Annotated in this window: 16 protein-coding genes; 11 read left to right on the top strand and 5 right to left on the bottom strand. The window is 73.3% G+C overall.

From position 1 onward, the window contains the following. Positions 1-195: 195 nt before the first annotated feature. The gene (locus GA0070610_RS28995; protein ID WP_157747270.1) at positions 196-963 is read right to left on the bottom strand and encodes an RluA family pseudouridine synthase; all 768 of its coding nucleotides are present in this window, start codon (positions 961-963) and stop codon (positions 196-198) included. A gap of 276 nt (positions 964-1,239) precedes the next feature. Continuing rightward, the gene (locus GA0070610_RS28990) at positions 1,240-1,734 is read right to left on the bottom strand and encodes a pyridoxamine 5'-phosphate oxidase family protein (RefSeq protein ID WP_157747269.1); all 495 of its coding nucleotides are present in this window, start codon (positions 1,732-1,734) and stop codon (positions 1,240-1,242) included. 189 nt (positions 1,735-1,923) lie between these two features. Here GA0070610_RS28990 and GA0070610_RS28985 point away from each other — a divergent pair, with 189 nt between their 5' ends. The 3 genes from GA0070610_RS28985 to GA0070610_RS28980 all read left to right on the top strand — a co-directional run bounded on the left by GA0070610_RS28985 (position 1,924) and on the right by GA0070610_RS28980 (position 5,160). Continuing rightward, positions 1,924-3,792 (top strand): ABC transporter ATP-binding protein, encoded by a 1,869-nt coding sequence (locus GA0070610_RS28985; RefSeq protein WP_089002972.1) that lies wholly within the window; start codon positions 1,924-1,926, stop codon positions 3,790-3,792. A 40-nt stretch (positions 3,793-3,832) separates the two neighbouring features. Then, positions 3,833-3,964, top strand: a complete 132-nt coding sequence (locus GA0070610_RS31015; protein ID WP_172896729.1) for a VOC family protein — start codon at positions 3,833-3,835, stop codon at positions 3,962-3,964. A gap of 785 nt (positions 3,965-4,749) precedes the next feature. Next, the gene (locus tag GA0070610_RS28980; RefSeq protein WP_089002971.1) at positions 4,750-5,160 is read left to right on the top strand and encodes an SgcJ/EcaC family oxidoreductase; all 411 of its coding nucleotides are present in this window, start codon (positions 4,750-4,752) and stop codon (positions 5,158-5,160) included. A 148-nt stretch (positions 5,161-5,308) separates the two neighbouring features. Here the strand turns inward: GA0070610_RS28980 and GA0070610_RS28975 are convergent, their stop codons facing one another. The 3 genes from GA0070610_RS28975 to GA0070610_RS28965 form a co-directional block, all read right to left on the bottom strand. After that, positions 5,309-6,550, bottom strand: coding sequence for a cytochrome P450 family protein (locus tag GA0070610_RS28975; RefSeq protein WP_089002970.1), 1,242 nt, complete (start codon positions 6,548-6,550; stop codon positions 5,309-5,311). A 173-nt stretch (positions 6,551-6,723) separates the two neighbouring features. Beyond that, complete coding sequence (locus GA0070610_RS28970; protein ID WP_089002969.1) at positions 6,724-7,878, bottom strand: epoxide hydrolase family protein; 1,155 nt, start codon at positions 7,876-7,878, stop codon at positions 6,724-6,726. Continuing rightward, positions 7,860-9,257: a salicylate synthase gene (locus GA0070610_RS28965; RefSeq protein ID WP_089002968.1), complete on the bottom strand. Its 1,398-nt coding sequence runs from the start codon at positions 9,255-9,257 to the stop codon at positions 7,860-7,862. Before GA0070610_RS28965 ends, GA0070610_RS28970 begins: the two co-directional genes overlap by 19 nt. 376 nt (positions 9,258-9,633) lie before the next feature. Here GA0070610_RS28965 and GA0070610_RS28960 point away from each other — a divergent pair, with 376 nt between their 5' ends. The 8 genes from GA0070610_RS28960 (at position 9,634) to GA0070610_RS28925 (ending at position 20,961) form a co-directional block, all read left to right on the top strand. Next, on the top strand, positions 9,634-9,921 hold the full coding sequence (locus GA0070610_RS28960; RefSeq protein ID WP_089002967.1) for a phosphopantetheine-binding protein: 288 nt from the start codon (positions 9,634-9,636) through the stop codon (positions 9,919-9,921). 36 nt (positions 9,922-9,957) lie between these two features. Then, positions 9,958-11,358: a condensation domain-containing protein gene (locus GA0070610_RS28955; RefSeq protein WP_089002966.1), complete on the top strand. Its 1,401-nt coding sequence runs from the start codon at positions 9,958-9,960 to the stop codon at positions 11,356-11,358. Positions 11,359-11,383: 25 nt separating this feature from the next. After that, a complete protein-coding gene (locus GA0070610_RS28950) occupies positions 11,384-12,646 on the top strand; it encodes a GNAT family N-acetyltransferase (protein WP_089002965.1) in 1,263 nt (420 codons plus the stop codon). Positions 12,647-12,738: 92 nt separating this feature from the next. Beyond that, complete coding sequence (locus GA0070610_RS28945; RefSeq protein ID WP_089002964.1) at positions 12,739-15,987, top strand: non-ribosomal peptide synthetase; 3,249 nt, start codon at positions 12,739-12,741, stop codon at positions 15,985-15,987. A 71-nt stretch (positions 15,988-16,058) separates the two neighbouring features. Beyond that, on the top strand, positions 16,059-17,663 hold the full coding sequence (gene cmdF, locus GA0070610_RS28940; protein ID WP_089002963.1) for a tyrosine 2,3-aminomutase: 1,605 nt from the start codon (positions 16,059-16,061) through the stop codon (positions 17,661-17,663). A 31-nt stretch (positions 17,664-17,694) separates the two neighbouring features. Continuing rightward, the gene (locus tag GA0070610_RS28935) at positions 17,695-18,372 is read left to right on the top strand and encodes a DUF899 domain-containing protein (RefSeq protein WP_089002962.1); all 678 of its coding nucleotides are present in this window, start codon (positions 17,695-17,697) and stop codon (positions 18,370-18,372) included. A gap of 144 nt (positions 18,373-18,516) precedes the next feature. Then, on the top strand, positions 18,517-19,026 hold the full coding sequence (locus tag GA0070610_RS28930; RefSeq protein WP_089002961.1) for an SRPBCC domain-containing protein: 510 nt from the start codon (positions 18,517-18,519) through the stop codon (positions 19,024-19,026). Positions 19,027-19,260: 234 nt separating this feature from the next. Beyond that, positions 19,261-20,961: a (2,3-dihydroxybenzoyl)adenylate synthase gene (locus GA0070610_RS28925; RefSeq protein WP_231925843.1), complete on the top strand. Its 1,701-nt coding sequence runs from the start codon at positions 19,261-19,263 to the stop codon at positions 20,959-20,961. Positions 20,962-20,994: the final 33 nt, after the last annotated feature.

Below are 20,994 nucleotides of genomic sequence, written 5' to 3'. Positions count from 1 at the left end.
ACGCCGCTATGCCGAGCGGGAACAAGCGGCCGGATCTGTCGGAAACGACACCTACGGTCCCCCTGGGCTGGAACTTCCGGCTGCCCCTTCCGCCGGGTGGCCGGGGGCGGGTCCACATCGTGGGCGGCCGGCGGGCCGGCGTGGTCCGCCGGGCCGGCGTGCGGCGGGTCACGCGAGTTGGGGCCGCGCGCCGGGTCAGCCGGCCAGCGTCTCGAGGGCGTCGTCGAGGTGGGGCTTGCGGCCGTCGGCGAAGACGTCGAGGAATTCCTCGCCGGGCGGGGCCCAGAACCGGGTACGCGGCTCGTCCCGCCAGTCGCAGGTGATCTCGCAGCCCCACGAGTGCAGGTACGTCCGCTGCTCCGGCTGCCCGCGCTGGAACAGCGGGTCGCCGACGATCGGGAAGCCCAGCCAGGCCAGGTGGACGCGGATCTGATGGCGTCGACCGGTGACCGGCTTGAGCACCAGCAGCGTACGGTCGCCGCTGACCAGCGCCGTCGCGAAGTCGGTGCGCGACCCGTAGGACGGCTTGGAGCGGTCGACGGCCGACTCCGGCAGCTCGAAGCGGCGGCGGTCGGCGTCGTAGCGGATGGCGTCGCGCTCCCCCGCGATCCGGATGGTGCCCTTGCGGCCCGGCCGCAGCGGCAGGTCGATGGTGCCCCGCTCGGGCAGCCGCGCCCCCTCGACCCAGGCCAGGTAGCGCTTGTCGGCACCCCGGTCGGCGAACTGGCGGGTCAGCGACGCGTGCGCCGAAGGCGTCCTGGCGAGCAGCAGCAGCCCCGAGGTGACCTTGTCGATGCGGTGCACCCAGTGCACCGGCTCGCCGGCGGCGGCAGCCAGGTCGGTGAGGGAATCGGTGTGCCGCTCGCCCATCACGGAGATGCCCGGGGGCTTGTCGAGCACGAGCAGGTGGCCGTCCTCGTACACGGGCCGGCGCCGAAGCTCCGACCAACTGAAGGTGGTCATCATCGCCTCGGCTCTCGACTGTCCTGAGCTGCTCCGGGTCGCCGTCGGCCGCGCCTGGGCAGCGGTGCCGCGCGGAGCGGGATTAGCGCCGGCCAGGTGGCCGGCCCGGCGAGGATATCAACCCGACGACCGCGCCTGCCGAGGTCGACCGACGCCCCGGGCTGCCGCGCCGCCACCCTCCGCGGCCGACGCTGGCCGCCGCCGCGCTCACCCGGACTGCCCGGCCGACGCGCCGGGCCGCCGGGATGCCTCGGCCGACGCGCCCGGCCGGTCCCGTCAGGCGAACCGCCACCGGGTGGCGCTGAAGCCGGATCCCTTGTCCATGCCGACCACCTTGGCCGGGGTCACCCGGAAGACGACGTACGGCGACGGCCCGATCCCGTCGCCGTCGATCCCGCCGTCGACCGGGGTCACCTCCCAGCCGTACTTCTTCCCGTAGGCCTCGGCGACGCGGCGCAGCGTCGCCGGGTCGCTGATCCGCGATGCCGTGCCCTCGATGGACAGGTCCAGCTCGGGGCTGCCGACGGTCAGAACGCAGTGCGGGTTGGTAGCCAGGTTGCCGACCTTGTGGGCGGACCCGCTGGAGCAGAAGTACATGCCGTCGTCGAGCCACAGGGCCAGCAACGGCACGGCGTGCGGCCGGCCGTCCGGACGGACGGTGGACAGGAAGAACTCTCCCGCCTCCGCCAGCCGCTCGTGCGCCCGCGACCAGGGCATCGGCTCGGCGCCTTCGCTGGCGAAGGACGGTTCCGCGACCGGCTGACGGTTCACGACGGGGTTCCTCTCGGACGGCGGCGGGGTGACGGGCACAGCACGGAGGGTATCGCCGGGTGGCCCCGTGCGCGAGCGGGCAGCCCGGCGGCGCGCGGAATGTCCGAAGGTGCCCACCGTCCCGCGCCACGGTGCCCGCACGGGAAAACGGCTTGACCTCAACCTCGCTCCAGGTTCTAGGTTCGCGGCATGAGCATGGAAGTCACCGCGTGGATGTCCCTGCACCACGCGATGCATCAGCGCGAGCAGCGGCCCTTCTCGAAGGCGACCCTCAGACGGATCGGCGGCTTCGCCCGCCCCCACCGCCGCCTGCTCGGGTGGTTCCTGGCGGGCAGCGTCGTGGCCGCGGTCCTGACCGTGGCCGCTCCGGTGCTGGCCGGGCGGGTGGTCGACGCGATCGTCACCGGCACCGACACGTCGACGGTGGTGCGGCTGGCCGTGGCGATCGCCTTCATCGCCCTCGCCGAGGCCGGGCTGGGGCTGCTCAACCGCTACCAGTCGGCGCGGATCGGCGAGGGCCTCATCGTCGACCTGCGGACCGCCGTCTTCGACCACGTGCAGCGGATGCCGGTCGCGTTCTTCACCCGGACCCGCACCGGCGCCCTGGTCTCGCGGCTCAACAACGACGTGATCGGGGCGCAGCAGGCGTTCAGCGACACGCTCTCGGGCGTGGTCGGCAACGCCGTGACGCTGGTCCTCACGCTCGCGGTGATGCTGACCTTCTCCTGGCAGATCACCCTGCTGACGCTGCTGCTGCTGCCCATCTTCGTGCTGCCCGCCCGGAGGATGGGCCGCAGGCTGGCCCGGCTCGAACGGGAGGCGGCCGACCTCAACGCGGCGATGAGCACCCGGATGACCGAGAAGTTCTCCGCGCCCGGCGCCACGCTGGTCAAGCTCTACGGGCGACCGGCGGAGGAGTCCGCCGAGTTCGCCGTCCGCGCCCGGCGCGTCCGCGACATCGGCGTGCGTACCGCCATGTTGCAGACCGTCTTCATCACGGCCCTCACGGTGGTCGGTTCCCTCGCGCTGGCTCTGGTGTACGGCCTGGGCGGCGTCTACGCCATCCGCGGGCAGCTCGACGCCGGCGCGGTCGTCGCGCTCGCCCTGCTGCTGTCGCGCCTGTACGCGCCGCTGACCTCGCTCGCCAGCGCGCGGGTGGAGATCATGAGCGCGCTGGTCAGCTTCGAGCGGGTCTTCGAGATCCTGGACCTCAAGCCGATGATCGAGGACAGGCCGGACGCCCGGCCGCTGCCCGACGGGCCGGTGGCGGTCGAGTTCGACGACGTCCGCTTCGGGTACCCCTCGGCGGAGAAGGTCTCCCTGGCCTCGCTGGAGGACGTCGCGAAGCTCGACGCCCGCGGCGGCGAGGAGGTGCTGCACGGGATCTCGTTCCGCGCCGAGCCCGGGCAGATGGTCGCCCTGGTCGGCTCGTCGGGCGCCGGCAAGTCCACCATCGCGCAACTGCTGCCCCGCCTGTACGACGTGGAGGCCGGCGCCGTACGGCTCTCCGGGCGTGACGTCCGCGACCTGACCGGCGACTCGATCCGGGACGCCCTCGGGGTGGTCACCCAGGACGGTCACCTGCTGCACGACACGATCCGCGCCAACCTGCTCTACGCCCGACCGGACGCGGGCGAGGACGACCTGTGGGACGTGCTGCGCCGGGCCAGGTTGGCCGACCTGATCCGCTCGCTGCCGGACGGCCTGGAGACGGTCGTGGGCGAGCGCGGATACCGCCTCTCCGGCGGCGAACGACAGCGACTCACCATCGCCCGGCTGCTGCTGTCCCGCCCGCGCGTGGTGATCCTCGACGAGGCCACCGCGCACCTCGACTCGACGTCCGAGGCGGCGGTGCAGGCGGCGCTGGGCGAGGCGTTGACGGGCCGGACCAGCGTGGTCATCGCGCACCGGCTCTCCACGATCCGTTCCGCCGACCAGATCCTGGTGCTCGAACAGGGCCGGATCGTGGAACGCGGCCGACACCCCGACCTGCTGGCCCGGGGCGGCCGGTACGCCGAGTTGTACCGGACCCAGTTCGACCAGCCCGTGCCGGCCTGACGGTCCACCGCCCGGAGCGCGCGGGGCGGGCGGCTGACCGATACTGCAACGCCTGCTCGCGCTGGGCGCCAGCTACGTGCGGCACGACCACGACCCCAGCGACGACTACGTTCTACTCACCGATCCCGAGGGCAACGAGTTCTGCGTCTGCGCCGTCGTCGAAGGGGAATGAGGCCGTCTCCCCTTCGCGTCGGGCGGTTCAGCGCCGGTTGCGCGAGCGACGGGTCGCCAGGAAGCCGCCGACGACCGCCGCCACGACCGGCAGGAGGCAGCAGATCGTCAGGGCGAACAGGTGCCACGGCTTGACAGCTCCCATGGCCGCGAGGGTAGACGCCGCGCGCCAGCGGCACGACACTCCCCGACCGCCGGGCCTCTCAGTCGGACGGGCGAACGTAGCGGACGGTGCGGCCGGCACCGGAGTGCCGAGCACGTGGGGAGAAGACACACCGGTCCCTCTCCCACCATTCTGGGACTAGCCGCGCCTGGCCTGGCGGTCCGGCCGCCGGACCCACCGGCCGCCCGCCGGACCAGACCGAGAGGAACGAACAGGTGGCTGAGCCGCACCAGTTCGGCGTCCGGACCTGGGACCGGGCCGGTCGCCGACCGCTGGCGTGAGCTTCGCCGAGGCCTACGGGACCGGCAGGCACCGATCGCCCGCCAGGCCAGTCCGATGTGCCGGTCGCCTGAGTCCGCCGGCGGCCCGTCGCCCCGATCTGTCACCGCAACCGAGCACCTGGAGGAGGCAATGGCGTTTGGTGACCGTCGTCCGCGCCGGGAAGGAACTCGCCCGCCCGGTCCTGCCCGAGGTGCGGACCGTTGACCGACACACCCTGATGAACACCGACACCGATGCCGAGCCGTACGGCCGGGTGCTGTGCGGCCGCGAACCGAAACCGCTCTACCGGTGCCGGCGATGGGCGCGCCCGCCGACACCGACCTCCGGAAGGGAGCAACCACATGACCTCCACCGAATCCGTGACGGACGCCCAGCAGGCCGCGGCCGCCATACCCCAGCGCATCATCGAGGCATGGGCTAGGCACGACGCCGACGCCTTCGCCGCGCAGTTCGCCGAGGACGGCACGATGATCCTGCCCGGTCTCTACCGCAAGGGGCGCACGGAGATCAGGGACTTCATGGCCGCCGGCTTCGCCGGGCCGTACCGGGGCACCCGGGTGACCGGTCAGCCGTTCGAGGTGCGCATCCTCTCTTCCGACACGGCGCTGCTGCTGACCGAGGGGGGCGTGCTGGCCGAAGGTGAGTCCGCCGTCGCGCCGGAGCGGGCCATCCGGGCGTCCTGGCTGCTGCACCGCCAGGACGGGCGCTGGCTGCTCGCCGCCTACCAGAACAGCCCGGCCCAGCCTGGCTGACCGGCACGGACCAACACACCGCACCGGGGGCGTCGCGATCGCGACGTCCCCGGTGCGCCTGCCCAGAGCGCGTACCGCCGCACCAACGGCCACGACGCCGCGCCGCCCCGCCGGGTCTGGCGGGGCGGCGCGGCGGGTACGCGGGGCGTCAGGACAGGGACGGCACCGGCGCGCTCAGCCGGACCGGCAGGCTGCGGTGCCCGTTCATGATGAACGTGGGCAGCGGGGTCAGTTCGTCGGGATCGACCGCCAGGGCCATCTCCGGGAACCGGTCGAAGAGGCTGGACAGGCCCACGGTGGCGACCAGCCGGGCCACGCCGGCGCCGAGGCAGTAGTGCGGCCCGTGCCCGAAGGAGAGGTGCTCCTTGTCGGCGCGGGTGACGTCGAACTCGCCCGGGGCGTCCGCGTGCAGGGCCGGGTCCCGACCGACCGCCGCGTAGTTGACCAGGATCGGGTCGCCCGCCGGGATGGTCACGCCGTCCAGGTCGATGTCCTCCACGGCGTAGCGCAGCGGCAGGTGCGCCAGCGGCGACTCCACCCGCAGCGTCTCGTCGATGACGTCGTCCCAGTTCGCCGCGCCGGTACGGACCAACTGCAACTGCTCCGGATGGGTGAGCAGGGCGGTGATGGCGTTGTCGAAGAAGTTGATGGTGGTCTCCGAGCCGGCGCCCAGGATGGCGAAGATGGTGTCGGTCAGCTCCGCCTCGGTGAGCCGGGTGCCGTCGACGTCGCGGGCCGCGATCAGGTCACTGGTGATGTCCTCGCCGGGGTTGCGACGCTTCTCGGCGATCAGTTCCGTCATCGCGGCGCGCCAGTCCTGGAGGATCTGCTGGGCCTGCTGCGGCGACACGGTGGTGTCCACCATCATGTCGATCGCCTTGGCCGTCTCGACCCGGGCCTCCTCGGACATGCCGATGAGGTCGGCAACCAGCCGGGCCGGCAGCGGGTAGGCGAATTCCGCCCGCAGGTCGACGACTTCGCCGGGGGCGCGGGCAGCCATCCGGTCGAGCAGCTCACCGGTCAGCTCGACCACCCGCGGGCGGATCAGTTCCGTGCGGCGCGGGGTGAACGCCTTGCCGACCAGCCGGCGCAGCCGCACGTGGTCCCGCCCGTACGAGGTGACCATGTTGTCCATGGCGATCCAGCTGATCATCTCCCAGTCGGGCGGGATCTCACCGTTGATGAACGCGGGCCAGTGGTTGCGGGCGCTCTTGGTGACCCGGGGATCGGTCAGCACCTTCTTGATCGTCGCGTAGCTGTTGAGCGACCAGGCCAGGACCCCGCCGGGCAGTTCCACGCGGGTCGCCGGGCCCTGCGCCCGCAGGCCGTCCGCCTCCGCGTGGATACGACTGCCGGTGGTGTCCAGCCTGATCGGGCAGCGCTGTTCCATCGGTTCCTCCAGGTGTCCTCGGTTGATCTCGGTTGAGGGGACTCAAGCGGCGGAGGCCCCCGCCGCTGCGGCAGGGTCACGGTCGGCGCGACCGGCGGCAGGCCTGGCACGTGACCGCGACGGCAGGCGCGACCGGCGAGCAGGCCCAGCGCCTGATGCGGCCCGCAGCCGGGTCAGCGCAACGACCGGAAGAAGGCCCGGATGTCGCCGGTCAGCAGCTCGGGCTGTTCCATGGCGGCGAAGTGGCCGCCCCGGTCGAATTCGGTCCAGTGGCTGATCGTCGGGTAGTCCCGCTCGGCGAGCCGGCGGATCGGCTGGAAGATGTCGTGCGGGAAGACCGCCACTCCGACCGGCGCCTGTACCGGCGGCGGGGGCGCACCGGCCGCCGCCGCGCGCACCGCCGCGGCGCCCTCGTAGTAGAACTGGGCCGATGAGCCGGCCGTGGCCGTCAGCCAGTAGATGGAGGCGACGGTCAGCATGTGCTCCCGGTCCACGGCGTCCTCGGGTGCCTTCGCCGAGTCCGTCCATTCGCGGAACTTCTCCACGATCCACGCGAGCTGCCCGACGGGCGAGTCGGTGAGCGCGTACGCCAGGGTCTGCGGGCGGGTCTGCTGGACCCGCATGTAGCCGGAGAGTTCGGTGTCGAAGCGGCCCAGCAGCGCCAGCCGGCGCGTGTCGGTTTCGTCGAGGTCGGCCAACTCGGCCGGGTCGGCGCCGGGAAACGTCATCAGCATGTTGAGGTGCGCCCCGATCAGCCGGTCCGGGAAGAGGGCACCGAGCGCCAGGGAGATCACCGAGCCGGCGTCGCCGCCCTGGGCGGCGAACCGCTCGTAGCCGAGCCGGGACATCAGTTCCCCCCAGGCGCGCGCGATGCGCGGCACGTCCCAGCCGGGCCCGGGCAGCGGCCGGGAGAAGCCGTAGCCGGGCAGCGAGGGGATCACCAGGTGGAACGCGTCGCGGGGGTCGCCGCCGTGCGCCGCCGGGTCGGACAACGGACCGATCACGTCCAGGAACTCCGCCACCGATCCCGGCCACCCGTGCGTGATCAGCAACGGCATCGCCTCCGGCTCCGGGGAGCGCACGTGCAGGAAGTGCACGGGCGCGCCGTCGAGGTCGGTGCGGAACTGCGGATACCGGTTGAGCCGCGCCTCGGCGGCCCGCCAGTCGTACTCGGTGCGCCAGTATTCGGCCAGCTCCCGAAGGTAGCCGAGCGGGACGCCCCGCTCCCAGCCCACGCCAGGCAGTTCGTCGGGCCAGCGGGTGGCGGCGAGGCGGCGCCGCAGGTCGTCGAGGTCCGCCTCGGGAATGGCTACACGGAACGGCTGCATGGCTGCCCCATCTCTCGGGTCGCGGTCGAAGGTTGCCCCCGGCGCTCGCCGGCGGCGTGGTCGGGTCGCTCGGCCACCAGGTACCGGGCGATGGTGGCCAATTTCTCGCGGGTCTCGGTCAGCTCCCGCTCCGGCAGCGAGGTGCCGACGATGCCGGCGCCCACCTGCAACCAGGTTCGCCCGTCGCGCTGGTAGACCGTCCGCAGCGCCACTGCCGCGTCCATCGCGCCGTCGGAGTCGTAGGTGAGCACCGCGCCGCCGTACAGGCCGCGAGCCGACGGCTCCAACTCGTGGATGACCTCGTACGCGGCCCGCTTCGGCACACCGGAGGTGGTGACAGCGGGAAACAGCGCGCTGAACGCGTCCCAGGCGTGGCTGGTCGCCGCCAGCGGGCTGCGGACGGTGGAGGCGAGGTGCTGCACCGACCCGCGCTCGCGCACGGCCATGAACTCGGGGACCTCCACTGGCGCCCCGGGGCACAGCTCGGCCAACTCGTCCACCGCCACCTTCACCGAGATCGCGTGCTCGTAGACCTCCTTGGGGTCGGTGAGCAGCTCCCGGCGTAGCGGTTCGTCGATGTCCTCACGGCCGGTGCGGGCCCGGGTTCCGGCGACCGGCTGCGTGGTCACCCAGCCCTTGGCCACCTCGACCACGGTCTCGGGACTGAAACCGGTAGCCGCCAGGCCACCGAGGCGCAGCAGGTACGAGCGGGCGGGCGTGTTCGCCTGGCGGCCCAGCCGGTACGTCGCCGGCAGATCGACCGGGAAGGCGACCGGCACGGTGCGGGACAGGATCACCTTCTGCAACCGGCCGGAGCGGATCGTGCGCATCGCCCGGCCCACCGCGTACAGGTAGCCCTCGGCGTCCCAGTCGTCCACCGGGGTCGGCTGGCCGGGCGGGCGCACCGGCGGGGTTTTCTCCAGATCGGCCTGGACCGCGTCCAGGTCGGCCACGTCGAGCGCCCGCAGCAGCGTGCCATTGGCGTGGAAGCGCACCTCGACGCGGGGGATCATCAGGTGCAGGAACGGTTCGTCGTCGAGCAGTTCGACCAACCCGTCCCGGGCCGCGGCGAGCTCGAACCCGGCCCAGCCGTAGCAGCGCCAGGCATCCACCGGCACCTCGTCGAGCAGGGTGGGCAGCCCGCGCAGCGCCTCGGCGGAGAAGGGCGACGTCCGTCGGCCCTTGTCGGTGCGCACGACCAGGCGACGCCGGTCGGCGACCACCTCGGCGACCGGGTCCACGGCGACCGCGTACCCCTCGGGCCCCTCGTAGCACACGTGGTCGCGGCCCTGCCGGGCCGCGACCAGCAGCCCCGCCGCGGCCAGTGGATCCTCGACCGGCGCGATCGTCCGTTCGTGGTACTTCCGATGACCAGCCATCTACTCCTCCAGGAAGGTCCGGCCTGGCGGCACGGGCGACGCAGCGCCGATCCGGTGGGCGCAGTGCCGGTGAGTCGGGGATCGGCCCCGGGGTGACGTGGCCGACCGCCACCGCCGGCACAGGGCGGTGCGACCACCTGATCCGTCCGGAAATCCATTGCCTGGCAAGCGAATCGCGAAAGCCGGCAAGCAATCCGACGATATCGACGCGGCTTCGGCCAGGGCTTCTCCGAAGGTGCGCAGCGAACGGGCACACGGGGCACTTCAGGAGGTGAAGCACCCGGACGGGCGATGCCACGATCGGTCTGTGGACCTGCCGGCGGGCGGGTCCGGCGCCGTGGCGGCGCGGACGCCCGCTCCAGCAGAAAGGTGAGCCATGGGCACGCACCCCGCGCCGGGCGGCGCTTCCGCGCCCGGCACCGACATTCCCTCGGTGGAGGAACAGATCACCGCCATCTGGCGGGAGGCGCTCGACGTGCCCTCGGGCGCGGAGCACGCCACCTTCTTCGAACTGGGCGGGCAGTCGATCACCGCGCTGCTGATCATCGCCTGGCTCGAGGACGAGCTCGGCATCACCTCCGTCGGGGTCGACCAACTCTTCGACGACCCGGACCTCGACACGTTCATCCGTCAGGTCGTCGTGACCCTCGAGCCCGCCGCCTGACGTCAGGGTGTGCCGCACCCGGAGAGGAAGAGACCGATGACGCCCGACACCCCGTTCCCGCTCTCGCTGGAGCAGGAGTTCCTCCGCCTGCAACACCTGAACGACGGCTCCGCCGGCGCCTTCGGCCCGCGTCCCATCTCCAGCGGCGGGTGGCGACTGACCGGTGACCTCGACCTGGCCGCGTTCACCGCGGCCCTCGACGACGTGGTCGTCCGGCACGAGGCGCTACGCACGGTGCTGCTGCACGACGAGGACGGCTGGCGTCAGCAGGTCCGGCCGCCCAGCTCGCCGACGCTGGTGGTCCGGGACCTGCCCGACGGCGGGAGCCCGCGACAGGAGCGGGCCGAGGCGTTCCTCAACGAGATCGAGGGGCAGACCTTCGACATGGAGCAGGTGCCGGCCTTCTGGATCCACGTGGGCCGGCTGGCCGACGACGACTGGATCGTCGTGCTGGTGGCCCACCTGCCGGTCGTGGACGTCTGGTCGCTCGGCCTGGTCATGCGGGACATCGTCGAGCTGTACGCGGCGCGCCGCGAGGGCCGGCAGCCCGACCTGCGCGAGGTGCACCAGTTCCGGGAGTACGTCGCCCGGCAGCAGGCCGGTTCCGACGAGGCGTCCGCCGCCGCCTCCTTCCAGTACTGGCGGGAGCGCCTGCGCGACGCCCGTCCGGTGACCCTGCCGACCGACCGGCCGCCGGCCGAGGGCGCCCCGGCGGGAACCCGGTGCGACCGGTTCGCGCTCGGCGCGGACCTGGGCACGGCGACCCTGGAGTTCGCCCGGTCCCTGCGGTGCTCGCCGTTCATGGTGCTGTTCGCCGCCTACCGGGTGCACCTGCTGGCCCGCACCGGGATCACCGACGGGGTGATCTGGACCCTCACCTCCGGACCGGGGCGGCGACGCCGGTGGATGGCCGACACGGTCGGCTACTTCGTCAACCTGTTCCCGCTGCGCACCGACCTGACCGGCTGCCGGACCTTCCGCGAGGTGGTCGAGCGGGTCCGGGAGAGCTGCATGTCGGCGTTCGCGCACGAGGTGCCCTTCGTCCGGCTGGCCACCGAGGTGGCCGCCGAGGTCGCCGCGCTGGAGGAGGGCGACCGGATCGCCGAGCGGGCCCGCCCCGGCTTCCAGATGTCACCGAACCCGTTCGTGCTGCGCGAGCAGGGCACCGGTGGGGTCGGCTGCACGGCCGCCCAGCGGCGCGTCTCCCAGCCCGTCGGCCCTGACATCCCCGACGACGCGATCCTGTGGACCGCCGAGCTGAGCCCGACCAACGAGCTGATCTTCGCGGTGAACAGCAGCGTCGACCGGTTCGCGCAGTCCTCGATGGACGCCATGCTGGCCGACTTCACCCACGTGCTGCGCGCCGGGATCGCCGACCCCGAGACGCCGCTGGCGGACCTGGCCGCGGGAGCCGTACCCGCCACCTCCGGCAACTGACCGACCCCACCGAAGGGACCCTCTGATGACCGCTGACCTTCCCGCCGGAATGCGCCTGGTCGAGGTGACCGAGGAACGGTACGGCGAATGGCTCGACAGCTGGCTCGGCGCGTTCGCCTCGCCGCCCGGTGACGACCCGGAGGTGGTGGACTTCTACCGGCGTACCCACCCGCCGCACCGCGCCATCGCCATCACCGACGACGCCGGTTACGTGGCGACGAACGCCTCGCTGCACCGTGACCTGGTGCTGCCGGGCGGCCGGACGGTGCCGCTCGCCGCCTGCACCGGCGGTTCCTGCCACCCCACGATGCGACGCAAGGGGCTGATGAAGGCCACCCTGCACCGGCTGCACGAGCGGGCCGTCGAGGAGGGCAAGCCGATCGCCGCCGGGGGCGTGTCCGAGTGGCCCATCTACTGGCGCTTCGGCTACGGCCCGGCCACCTGGTACAACAGCCTCAACATCGACGTACGGGGGGTGGGCTGGCGCGACGACGCGCCGGACGGCGACCTGCCGGTGCGGCGGGTCTCCGGCAAGGAGGCCCGGGATCTGGCCCAGTCGGTGTACGAGCGGCAGGCGGTCCGGACGCCGGGCGAGGTGATCCCGCCGTCCTGCTACTGGGACCGGCTGGCGATGGACCCGGCGAACCCCCGCCTGGAGCAGATGCTGGCCATCGGCGGCGGCGGGGCGCCCCGGGCGTGCGTGGCGGTGGGTGACCGGGGCTTCGTGTCGTACCGCATCACCTCGGACTGGGCGCCGGAGACCACGCCCCGAAACCTGCTCCAGGTCATCGACTTCCTCGCCGTGGACGCCGAGGCGGCCGCCACGCTCTGGCGCTACCTGCTCTCCGTCGACATGGTGGCCACCATCCAGATGTGGTACGCGCCGGTGGACAACCCGCTGGCGTGGTGGGTGACCGACGCGCGCAAGCTGCGCGCCCAGCGCCACGACGGCGTGTGGCTGCGTCCGCTGGACGTGCCGACGCTGCTGGAGGCGCGCGGATGGGCCGGCGACGGGGCGTTGACGCTGCGCGTGCACGACCCGGAGGGCCACACCGACGGGACGTTCCGCCTCGAGGTCGACGCCGGTCAGGGCACCTGCCGGCGCAGCACCGCCGAGCCGGACCTGGAGATGCACGTGGCGGCCGTCGGCGCGATCCTGCTCGGCGGCACCGCCGCCACCGACCTGACCCGGGGCGGGCGCATCGTCGCGCGCGATGCCCGCTGCGCCCAGCTCTGGGACACCATGGCCACGCCCGAACGGGCCCCCTACATCAGCTACTTCTACTGATCCCCAGCCCCGCCGCGCCCGGCGACCGGCACCCGCCGGCGCGCCGGGACACGGCGCCGGCAAGCCGTCGACAGCACGAGGAGCGGGTAGCGATGAACGACACACGGGGCAGCGGCATCCGGGCGGTCACCTCCGCGGCCCAGCAGGGCCTGTGGTTCCTGGAGAGGTTGGCAGCGGGGACGCCGGCGCACACGGTGTGCCGCGCCTACCAGGTGCGTGGGCCGCTCGACGAGGAGGCCCTGTGCGCCGCGTGGCGGACGCTGGTCGACCGGCACGAGGCGCTGCGGACCCGGATCGTCGAACGCGACGGCGTCCCGTGGCAGGCGATCGACGCCGGTGCCGACGCGCCGACGCTGGTCGATCTCACCACCATCGACGAGCCGGAACGGGCGGCGGCCGCGGAGCGGCTGCGTACCGGCCTGGCGGGGGCCGTGGTGGATCACGCCGACGGCCCGCTCAGCCGGCTCACCCTGGTCCGACTCGGGCCGGACGAGCACGAGGTGCTGCTGGTACTGCACCAGCTGGTGGCCGACGACAGCTCGGCCCGGATCCTGGTGACCGAGCTGGGCGAGTGCTACTCGGCGGCGGTGCAGGGACGCGAGCCGGTCCTGCCGTTCCTGCCCCTTCAGTACCGCGACTTCGCGCGGTGGCAGCGGGAACAGGCGACCGGCCCGGCGTACCGGGGGCTGGCGCAGTGGTGGCGCGCCACGCTGACCCCGCCCCCGCCGGCGCTGTCGCTGCCCGCCGACCGGCCGCCCGCGGCCGACTCCGGGTACGCGGGTGCGGCGGTGCACTTCGACTGGGGTGAGGAGACCGCCGGCCGGCTGCGCGAGGTCTGCGCGGCCGAGGGAACCGTCCCGGCCGTGGTGCTGTCCGCGGCGTTCCAGGCGCTACTGTTCCGGCACACCGGCGAGCAGCGGGTGGCGGTGGGACACCCGGTGGTGGTGCGGCCCCGCCCGGAGTTCGCCGGGACCGTGGGGCCATTTTCGAATCCGCTGGTGGTCTGCGCCGACTTCGCCGGCTCCCCCACCTTCCGGCACCTGCTGGCCCGGGTGGCCCAGGCCCACCGGGCCGCGCTCGACCACGGGGAGCTGCCCTTCGCCGACGTCGTCGCCGAGGTGGAGGTCGACCGGGACCCGCAGCGGCTGCCGTTGCTCGACGCGACGTTCAGCTGTCCCGGGTCACCCGAGCCGGAACCCGCGTTCACCGGCGCGACCGTGCGCCGGCTGCCGCTGCGCGCCGGCGCGGTCCCGGTGGGCCTGTCGCTGGAGGTCGACACCGTGGAGCCGACCGTGACGGGCGCGCTGGCGTACCGGGCGGAGCTGTTCGAGGCCGACTCGGCGCGCGCGCTGCTCGGCCAGCTCCGTACCCTGCTCGACGCCGCGCTGAAGGACCCGGGCCAGCCGGTGGCGGCGCTGCCGCTGGAGATGCCGGAGCAGCTCCGCGCGGCGGTCCGGGCCGCCGACCGGGTCGGGACGGCCGCCGTCAGCCGGCCCCCCGTCGACGCGGCGGTGCGCGGCCGGGCCGAGCTGCACCCGGGCGACACCGCCCTGGCCTGGCAGTCGGAGGCCGTCTCCTACGGGGAGCTGGCCGCGCTGGCCAGCTCCACCGCCCGGGGACTGCGACGGCTGAGTCTGATGGCGGGCGCGCCGGTTGCGGTGCGGATGCCGGCCGGGCCGAGCCAGGTGGCTGTGCTGCTGGGCGTCCTGGAGGCGGGAGCGCACCTGGTCTGCATCGGTGCCGGCGAGGCCGGCGAACGGGGTCGGCTGATCCTGGGCGAGCTGCGCCCGGCCTGCCTGCTGGTGGAGGGCGACCCGGACGACGACGAGTTGGCCCGCTGGTACCGCACGGAACTCGACGGGCAGGCCGTCGCGGTGGACGAGCTGCACCGCGCCGCCGGGCAGGAGGCCGACCCGGCCCTGGCCCGACCCGACGGGGCCGACCTGGCGTACGTCGCGTACACCTCGGGGTCGACCGGACGGCCCAAGGGCATCCCGCAGACCCACGCCGGCTTCGCGCAGTTCTGCGAGTGGATGGCGACGCATTTCGCGATGGGCCCGGGCAGCCGGGTGGCCCAGTGGGCGGCGCCCGGCTACGACGCCGCGCTCTGCGAGATCTTCGCGGCGCTGGGCGCCGGCGCGACCCTCTGCCTGGTGCCGGACCGGGTGCGGGTGGACCCGCGCCGGCTGGTGCGCTGGCTGGCCGACGAGCGCATCACGCACTTCCAGACCGTGCCGAGCTTCGCCCGGGAGGTCCTGCGGGCCCTGGGGTCGCAGGGTCGCGGCGACGCGCTGCCCGAGCTGCGGCACCTGCTGCTCGCCGGCGAGCCGCTCCCCGGCGAGTTGGCCGGGCAGCTGCGGGAGGCGCTGCCGTCGGCCCGGCTGACCAACCTGTACGGCCCGACCGAGATCGTGCTGGCGACCTGGCACGAGGTGACCGGGCCGGTGCGCGGCACCGTGCCCGTCGGCGAGCCGATCCCCGGCCGGCAGGTGCTCGTGGTCGACGACCAGGACCGGCCCTGTCCGGCGGGGGTGACCGGCGAGCTGGTCGTCCGCAGCCCCTACGTCACTCCCGGCTACGTGGGCACGGAGGCGTCGGGCGACGCCTTCGCGCCGCTTCGCGCGTACGAGGAGTTCGGGCTGCCCGACCACGGCTGGTACCGCACCGGGGACCTCGGCCGCCGGCGGCTGGACGGGCTGCTGGAGTTCCGCGGCCGGCAGGACTTCCAGATCAAGTTCTTCGGTACCCGGCTGGAGCTGACCGACGTGGAGGCGGCGCTGGCCGCCGCCGACTCGGTCGCCGAGTGCGCGGTCGTGCCGGTGCGTGACCACAGCGGCCTGGTCGTACGCCTGATGGCGTACGTGGTGGCCCGGGAGACGCCGGACGGCCCAGGTGGGACCGACCCGGCCGTCGCGTGGCGGGCCCGGCTGCGCCAGCGGTTCGGCAGCCTGATGCCGCCGGTGAGCTTCCGCACCCTGCCGACGCTGCCACGCAACGTGGGCGGGAAGGTCGACCGGCGGCGACTGCCGGCACCGACGTCGCTGCGCGCGACCGGCGGCCAGCAGCCCACCACCGCGACCGAGCGGATCCTGGCGCGCGTGTGGGCGGAGGTCCTCGGCATCGACGAGGTCGCGCCGGAGGACTCGCTGTTCGCCCTCGGCGGTCACTCGCTGCTGATCCCGCCGCTGCTGCACCGCGTCCGGGAACGGACCGGCGTCACCGTGCCGGCCCGCCACTTCCTCGCCGACCCGACCCTGGCCGGGCTCGCCGCCCTGGTGGACGCGGCGACGCGGGCCGGCGACGGCGCCCGGGCGCAGAGGGAGGTGAGCGGCACCACCTGAACGCCCCGCAGGGGGGCCGACCGCTGCCTTTCCCGAACCGCTCAGCCCGACGACATGTGAGGTGGACAAACGTGACTCTTGTGGAGACGACGCCCGTCGAACTCGACGGCCAGAACGTGGACATCGGCGGCATCCGGCGGATCGCCGAGGAGCAGGCGCCGTGCGTCATCGCCCCGACGGCCCTGGAGAAGGCCGCGGCGAGCCGAGCGATGTTCCAGGACATCGTCGAGCAGGGAATTCCCGTGTACGGCATCACCACCGGGTACGGCGACCTGGCGTACATGATGGTGGACAACGCCGTGGAGATCGAGCTTCAGCTCAACCTGGTGCGCAGTCACTGCGCCGGGGTCGGCCCGCTCTTCGCCGAGGACGAGGCGCGGGCGATGGTCGCGGCCCGGCTCAACGCGTTGGCCCGGGGCTACTCGGCGGTCCGGCCCGAGCTGCTGGAGCGCTTGGCCCTGCTGCTCAACCAGGGCGTCACCCCGGCCATCCCGGAGATTGGTTCGCTGGGCGCCAGCGGCGACCTCGCCCCGCTGTCGCACATCGCGGCCGTGATCATCGGTGAGGGATACGTGCTGCGCGACGGCCGTCCCACCCCCACCGGTCCGGTCCTGCGCCAGCTCGGCGTGGAGCCGTTGCAACTCCGGTTCAAGGAGGGGCTGTCGCTGATCAACGGCACCTCCGCGATGACCGGCCTCGGCGCCCTGCTCACCGGCCGGGCGCTCACCCAGGTCCGCCAGGCCGAGATCGTGACGGCGCTGGCGCTGGAGGCGTTGCAGGGCTCGACCGGCGCCTTCATGGCCGAGGGGCACGAGCTGGCCCGGCCGCACCGGGGCCAGGTCGACAACGCCGCCAACATGCGTACCCTGCTGGCCGGCAGCGGGCTGGCGCTGGAGCACCGCGAGATCCGCCGCCAGGTCGAGGAGCAGAAGCAGGCGGGTGTCACCGTCCAGCGCGGGGAGATCTACCTGCAGAAGCCGTACACGCTGCGGGCGATCCCGCAGGTCGTCGGCGCGGTACGCGACACCGTCTACCACGCCACCAGTGTGGTGACGACCGAGTTGAACTCCTCCAACGACAACCCGCTCTTCTTCGAGGGCCGGGAGGTCTTCCACGGCGCGAACTTCCACGGTCAGCCGGTGGCCTTCGCGATGGACTTCCTCACCATCGCGCTGACCCAGCTCGGCGTGACCAGCGAGCGGCGCACCAACCGCCTGCTCAACCGGCACCTCAACGGCGGCCTGCCGGAATACCTGGTGGCCGGCGAGCCGGGCCTGAACAGCGGCTTCACCGGCGCCCAGTACCCGGCGACGGCGCTGGTGGCGGAGAACCGGACGATCGGCCCGGCGAGCACCCAGAGCATCCCGTCCAACAGCGACAACCAGGACGTGGTGAGCATGGGCCTGATCTCCGCCCGCAACGCACGCCGGGTGCTGCGCAACAACGACCTCATCCTGGCCGTGGAGTATCTCTCCGCCGCCCAGGCGGTGGACCTGCGGGGCGTCGTGGACCGGCTGGGGCCCGCCGGGCGGGCCACCTACGACCGGATCCGGTCCATGGTGCCCACCCTGGACCGCGACCGCTACATGAGCGACGACATCGAGACGGTCGCGGCCGCGCTGGCCCGGGGCGAGTTCGTCGACGCCCTGCCCGACGGCGGCGAGGGGCTGCGGTGACCGGCCCCGGGCGCGGCGGGAGGAGGCTGCGATGACGGACACCCGGATCGTCGGGCGCGCGGACTGGCTCGCGGCGCGGCGGGCCTTCCTGGAGCGGGAGAAGGAGGTGACCCGGGCGCGGGACGCGCTCAGCGCACAGCGGCGCGCGCTGCCGATGATGGTGGTGGACAAGGAGTACGTCTTCGAGGGCCCGGACGGCGAACGGACGCTGCCGGAGCTGTTCGACGGCCGGCGGCAGCTGCTCACCTACCACTTCATGTGGCCGCTGGAGGGGCACGACTGGTGCCCGGTGTGCTCGCTGTTCATCGACAACATCGGGCACCTGGCGCACCTGCACGCCCGCGACACGTCGCTGGTCATCGTCTGCGCCGCGCCACAGTCGGACATCGTGCCGTTCAAGCGTCGGATGGGGTGGGACATACCCTGGTACACCACCCGGGGCGACGACTTCTACCAGGACTTCACCCTGGACGTCGGCGCGGGCGAGCCCGAGCTGCCCGGAATCAGCGCGTTCCTGCGCGCCGACGACGGCCGGGTGCTCTACGCGTACTCCACGCACGGGCGCGGCAGCGACGTCCTGAACAACACCTACAACTACCTCGACCTGACCCCGTTGGGACGGCAGGAGGAGGGCATGGCGGACACCATGGGGTGGATCCGTCACCACGACAGCTACGGCGTCGCGACAGCGGGCTCCTGCCACGGCTGACCGGCGCACCACCCACGGCCATGCCGGCCCGCCCGGCATGGCCGTGGCGTGTGCCCTTGACCCGCGTCGTCCACTGTTGGCAGTCTGCTACGACCGGTTCACGCTGTGTGGGCCGGGCCAGCAACCCAGAGGAGACCGGATCTGATGGATCCCGAGACCTTCCGTACGCGAACCACCCGGCACCCCGGCACCGACGGGAAGCCGCTGCTGCGCTTCACGCACGACTATCCGGATCCGCCCGAGCGCGTCTGGCGGGCGATCACCGACAGCGGGGAACACTCCTCGTGGTTCGGCTTCCGGGTGGACGTCGAGCCGGTCGAGGGCGGGAAGGTCACCGTGACGTTCTCCCCGGAGATGGTGGTGCGGGCCCGGGTCGTCGAGGTCGACGAGCCGCGCCGGTTCGTGTACGCGGGCGAGGGCGACGCCTACCGCTGGCTGCTCAGCCCGCAGGGGGACGGCTGCCGGTTGGTGCTGGAGAACGAGGTCGGCGACCCGGGCCACCTGCCGCAGAGCGCCGCCGGCTTCCATTTGGCCCTGGACAAGATGGGCGAGTTGCTCGACCGGGAGGCCGGCCGGCCGGCGCCGCACGGCGGGCAGCCTTCCTTCGACGATCTGGTGAAGTACTACTCGGAGTTGCCCGAGCGACCGAACTGACCCGCCGGCCACGGCAGGCGTCCCGGGTGGCGCCCGCCGTGGTCGCGCTCTTTCTCCCCGCCTCCATCGGCACGCTCGGAGATGCCCTCCCGGCTGCGCCACCGGCATATTCGGGAGGAGTCCCACCAGCTTGCGGCCCCGACGCCCGGCCTCGTGCTCCGGGCCACCCCGCCGCGACGCACCCGCCCGTACGGGCGCGGCCGTGGGACGGCCAGCCGGTGTGAGGAGGCCACAGTGACAGGTCCAGCGGGCGACCCCGAGCCGAGTCGGACGGGCCTGGTGCCCTGGCCGCCGGAGGCGGTGGCCCGGTACGTCGCCGCGGGCTACTGGGAAGGACGGCCGTTGGGGGCGCACGTCCTCGCGGTGGCCGACGCGCTGCCCCACGTCGAGGCGCTGGTCAGCGGCGACGTGCGACTGACCTACCGGGAGTTGACGCAGCGGGCCGACGGCGCGGCGCTGCGGCTGCGCGCGTTGGGCCTGCGGCGCGACGACCGGATCGTGATGCAACTCGACAACCGGTGGGAGTTCGTCGTCCTGACCCTCGCCTGCCTGCGGCTGGGCGTACTGCCGGTCATGGCGCTGCCGGCGCACCGCCACCACGAGATCTCCCACCTCGTGCGGCACGCCGAGGCCCGGGCGGTGGTGGTGCCCGCCGAGACGGACCACTTCGACCACCAGGAGATGGCCCGGCGGATCGCCGAGGCGCAGCCGGGCCTCAGACACGTGTTCGCCGCCGGCCCCCGGCCCGCGCCCGGCTCGGTGGACGTCCGAGCGCTGTGCCGGCCGGCGGACGACCCGGCGGCGGCGCGCCGGCAGTTGGACGCCGCCGCGCCAGCCGGGCGGGACGTCGCGCTCTTCCTGCTCTCGGGCGGCACCACCGGCCTGCCCAAGCTGATCGCCCGCACGCACGACGACTACGCGTACAACGCCCGGCGCAGCGGCGAGGTCTCCGGCTTCGGCCCGTCGACGGTGTACCTGGCGGCGCTACCGCTCGCCCACAACTTCCCGCTGGGCTGTCCCGGCGTCCTCGGCACCCTGCTGGTGGGGGGCCGGGTGGTCATCGCCCCGTCGCCCGCGCCGAAGAAGGTCTTCGACCTGGTCGAGCGGGAGCAGGTGACGGTAACCGCCGCGGTACCCACCATCGTGCAGAGCTGGCTCGCCTTCCAGGAGGCCGGTCCCGGATACGACCTGAGCACGCTGCGGCTGCTCCAGGTGGGCGGCGCCCGGCTGGCCGACGAGGTGGCCTGGCGGGTCCAGCCCACCCTCGGCTGCCGTCTCCAGCAGGTCTTCGGCATGGCCGAGGGGCTGCTCAACTACACGCGGTTGGACGACCCCGACGAGGTGGTCTGTCACACCCAGGGCCGCCCGATCTGCCCGGACGACGAGATCCTGGTGGTCGACGACGAGGGCGAGCCAGTGCCGGACGGCACCCCGGGACTGCTGTTGACCCGCGGGCCGTACACCCCGCGCGGCTACTACCGTGCCGAGGAGCAGAACCGGCTCGCGTTCACCGCGGACGGCTGGTACCGGACCGGTGACGTGGTGCGTCGCCGCCCCGACGGCAACCTGGTGGTGGAGGGGCGCGACAAGGACATGATCAACCGGGCCGGGGAGAAGGTCTCCGCGGAGGAGGTGGAGAACTTCGCCTACCAGGTCCCGGGCGTGCACCTGGCCGCCGCCGTGGCGATGCCCGACCCCGAGTTCGGCGAACGGGTCTGCCTCTACGTGGTGGTCCGGGCCGGCGCGTCGGTGCGGCTGGCCGACGTGCGCGCGGTGATGGAGCGGGCCGGGGTGGCCCGGTTCAAGCTACCGGAGCGCATGGTCGAGGTTGCCGCGCTGCCGCGCACCAACGTCGGGAAGGTCGACAAGAAGGCGTTGCGGGCCGACATCCGGCGGCGGCTGGCCGCCGAGGCGCCCGACGAGTTGCCCGGCTGAGCGTCGGTGAGCACGCGGAGCGGGCCGGCCGCG

Source organism: Micromonospora echinofusca (assembly GCF_900091445.1).
Taxonomy (GTDB): domain Bacteria; phylum Actinomycetota; class Actinomycetes; order Mycobacteriales; family Micromonosporaceae; genus Micromonospora; species Micromonospora echinofusca.
This window is presented reverse-complemented; position numbering and strand designations above follow the sequence as displayed.

Coding starts and splice junctions, on each gene's coding strand:
- GA0070610_RS28995 (WP_157747270.1), bottom strand. CDS start 963: ATGACCACCTTCAGTTGGTCGGAGCTTCGGCGCCGGCCCGTGTACGAG.
- GA0070610_RS28985 (WP_089002972.1), top strand. CDS start 1,924: ATGAGCATGGAAGTCACCGCGTGGATGTCCCTGCACCACGCGATGCAT.
- GA0070610_RS28980 (WP_089002971.1), top strand. CDS start 4,750: ATGACCTCCACCGAATCCGTGACGGACGCCCAGCAGGCCGCGGCCGCC.
- GA0070610_RS28975 (WP_089002970.1), bottom strand. CDS start 6,550: ATGGAACAGCGCTGCCCGATCAGGCTGGACACCACCGGCAGTCGTATC.
- GA0070610_RS28970 (WP_089002969.1), bottom strand. CDS start 7,878: ATGCAGCCGTTCCGTGTAGCCATTCCCGAGGCGGACCTCGACGACCTG.
- GA0070610_RS28965 (WP_089002968.1), bottom strand. CDS start 9,257: ATGGCTGGTCATCGGAAGTACCACGAACGGACGATCGCGCCGGTCGAG.
- GA0070610_RS28960 (WP_089002967.1), top strand. CDS start 9,634: ATGGGCACGCACCCCGCGCCGGGCGGCGCTTCCGCGCCCGGCACCGAC.
- GA0070610_RS28955 (WP_089002966.1), top strand. CDS start 9,958: ATGACGCCCGACACCCCGTTCCCGCTCTCGCTGGAGCAGGAGTTCCTC.
- GA0070610_RS28950 (WP_089002965.1), top strand. CDS start 11,384: ATGACCGCTGACCTTCCCGCCGGAATGCGCCTGGTCGAGGTGACCGAG.
- GA0070610_RS28945 (WP_089002964.1), top strand. CDS start 12,739: ATGAACGACACACGGGGCAGCGGCATCCGGGCGGTCACCTCCGCGGCC.
- GA0070610_RS28935 (WP_089002962.1), top strand. CDS start 17,695: ATGACGGACACCCGGATCGTCGGGCGCGCGGACTGGCTCGCGGCGCGG.
- GA0070610_RS28930 (WP_089002961.1), top strand. CDS start 18,517: ATGGATCCCGAGACCTTCCGTACGCGAACCACCCGGCACCCCGGCACC.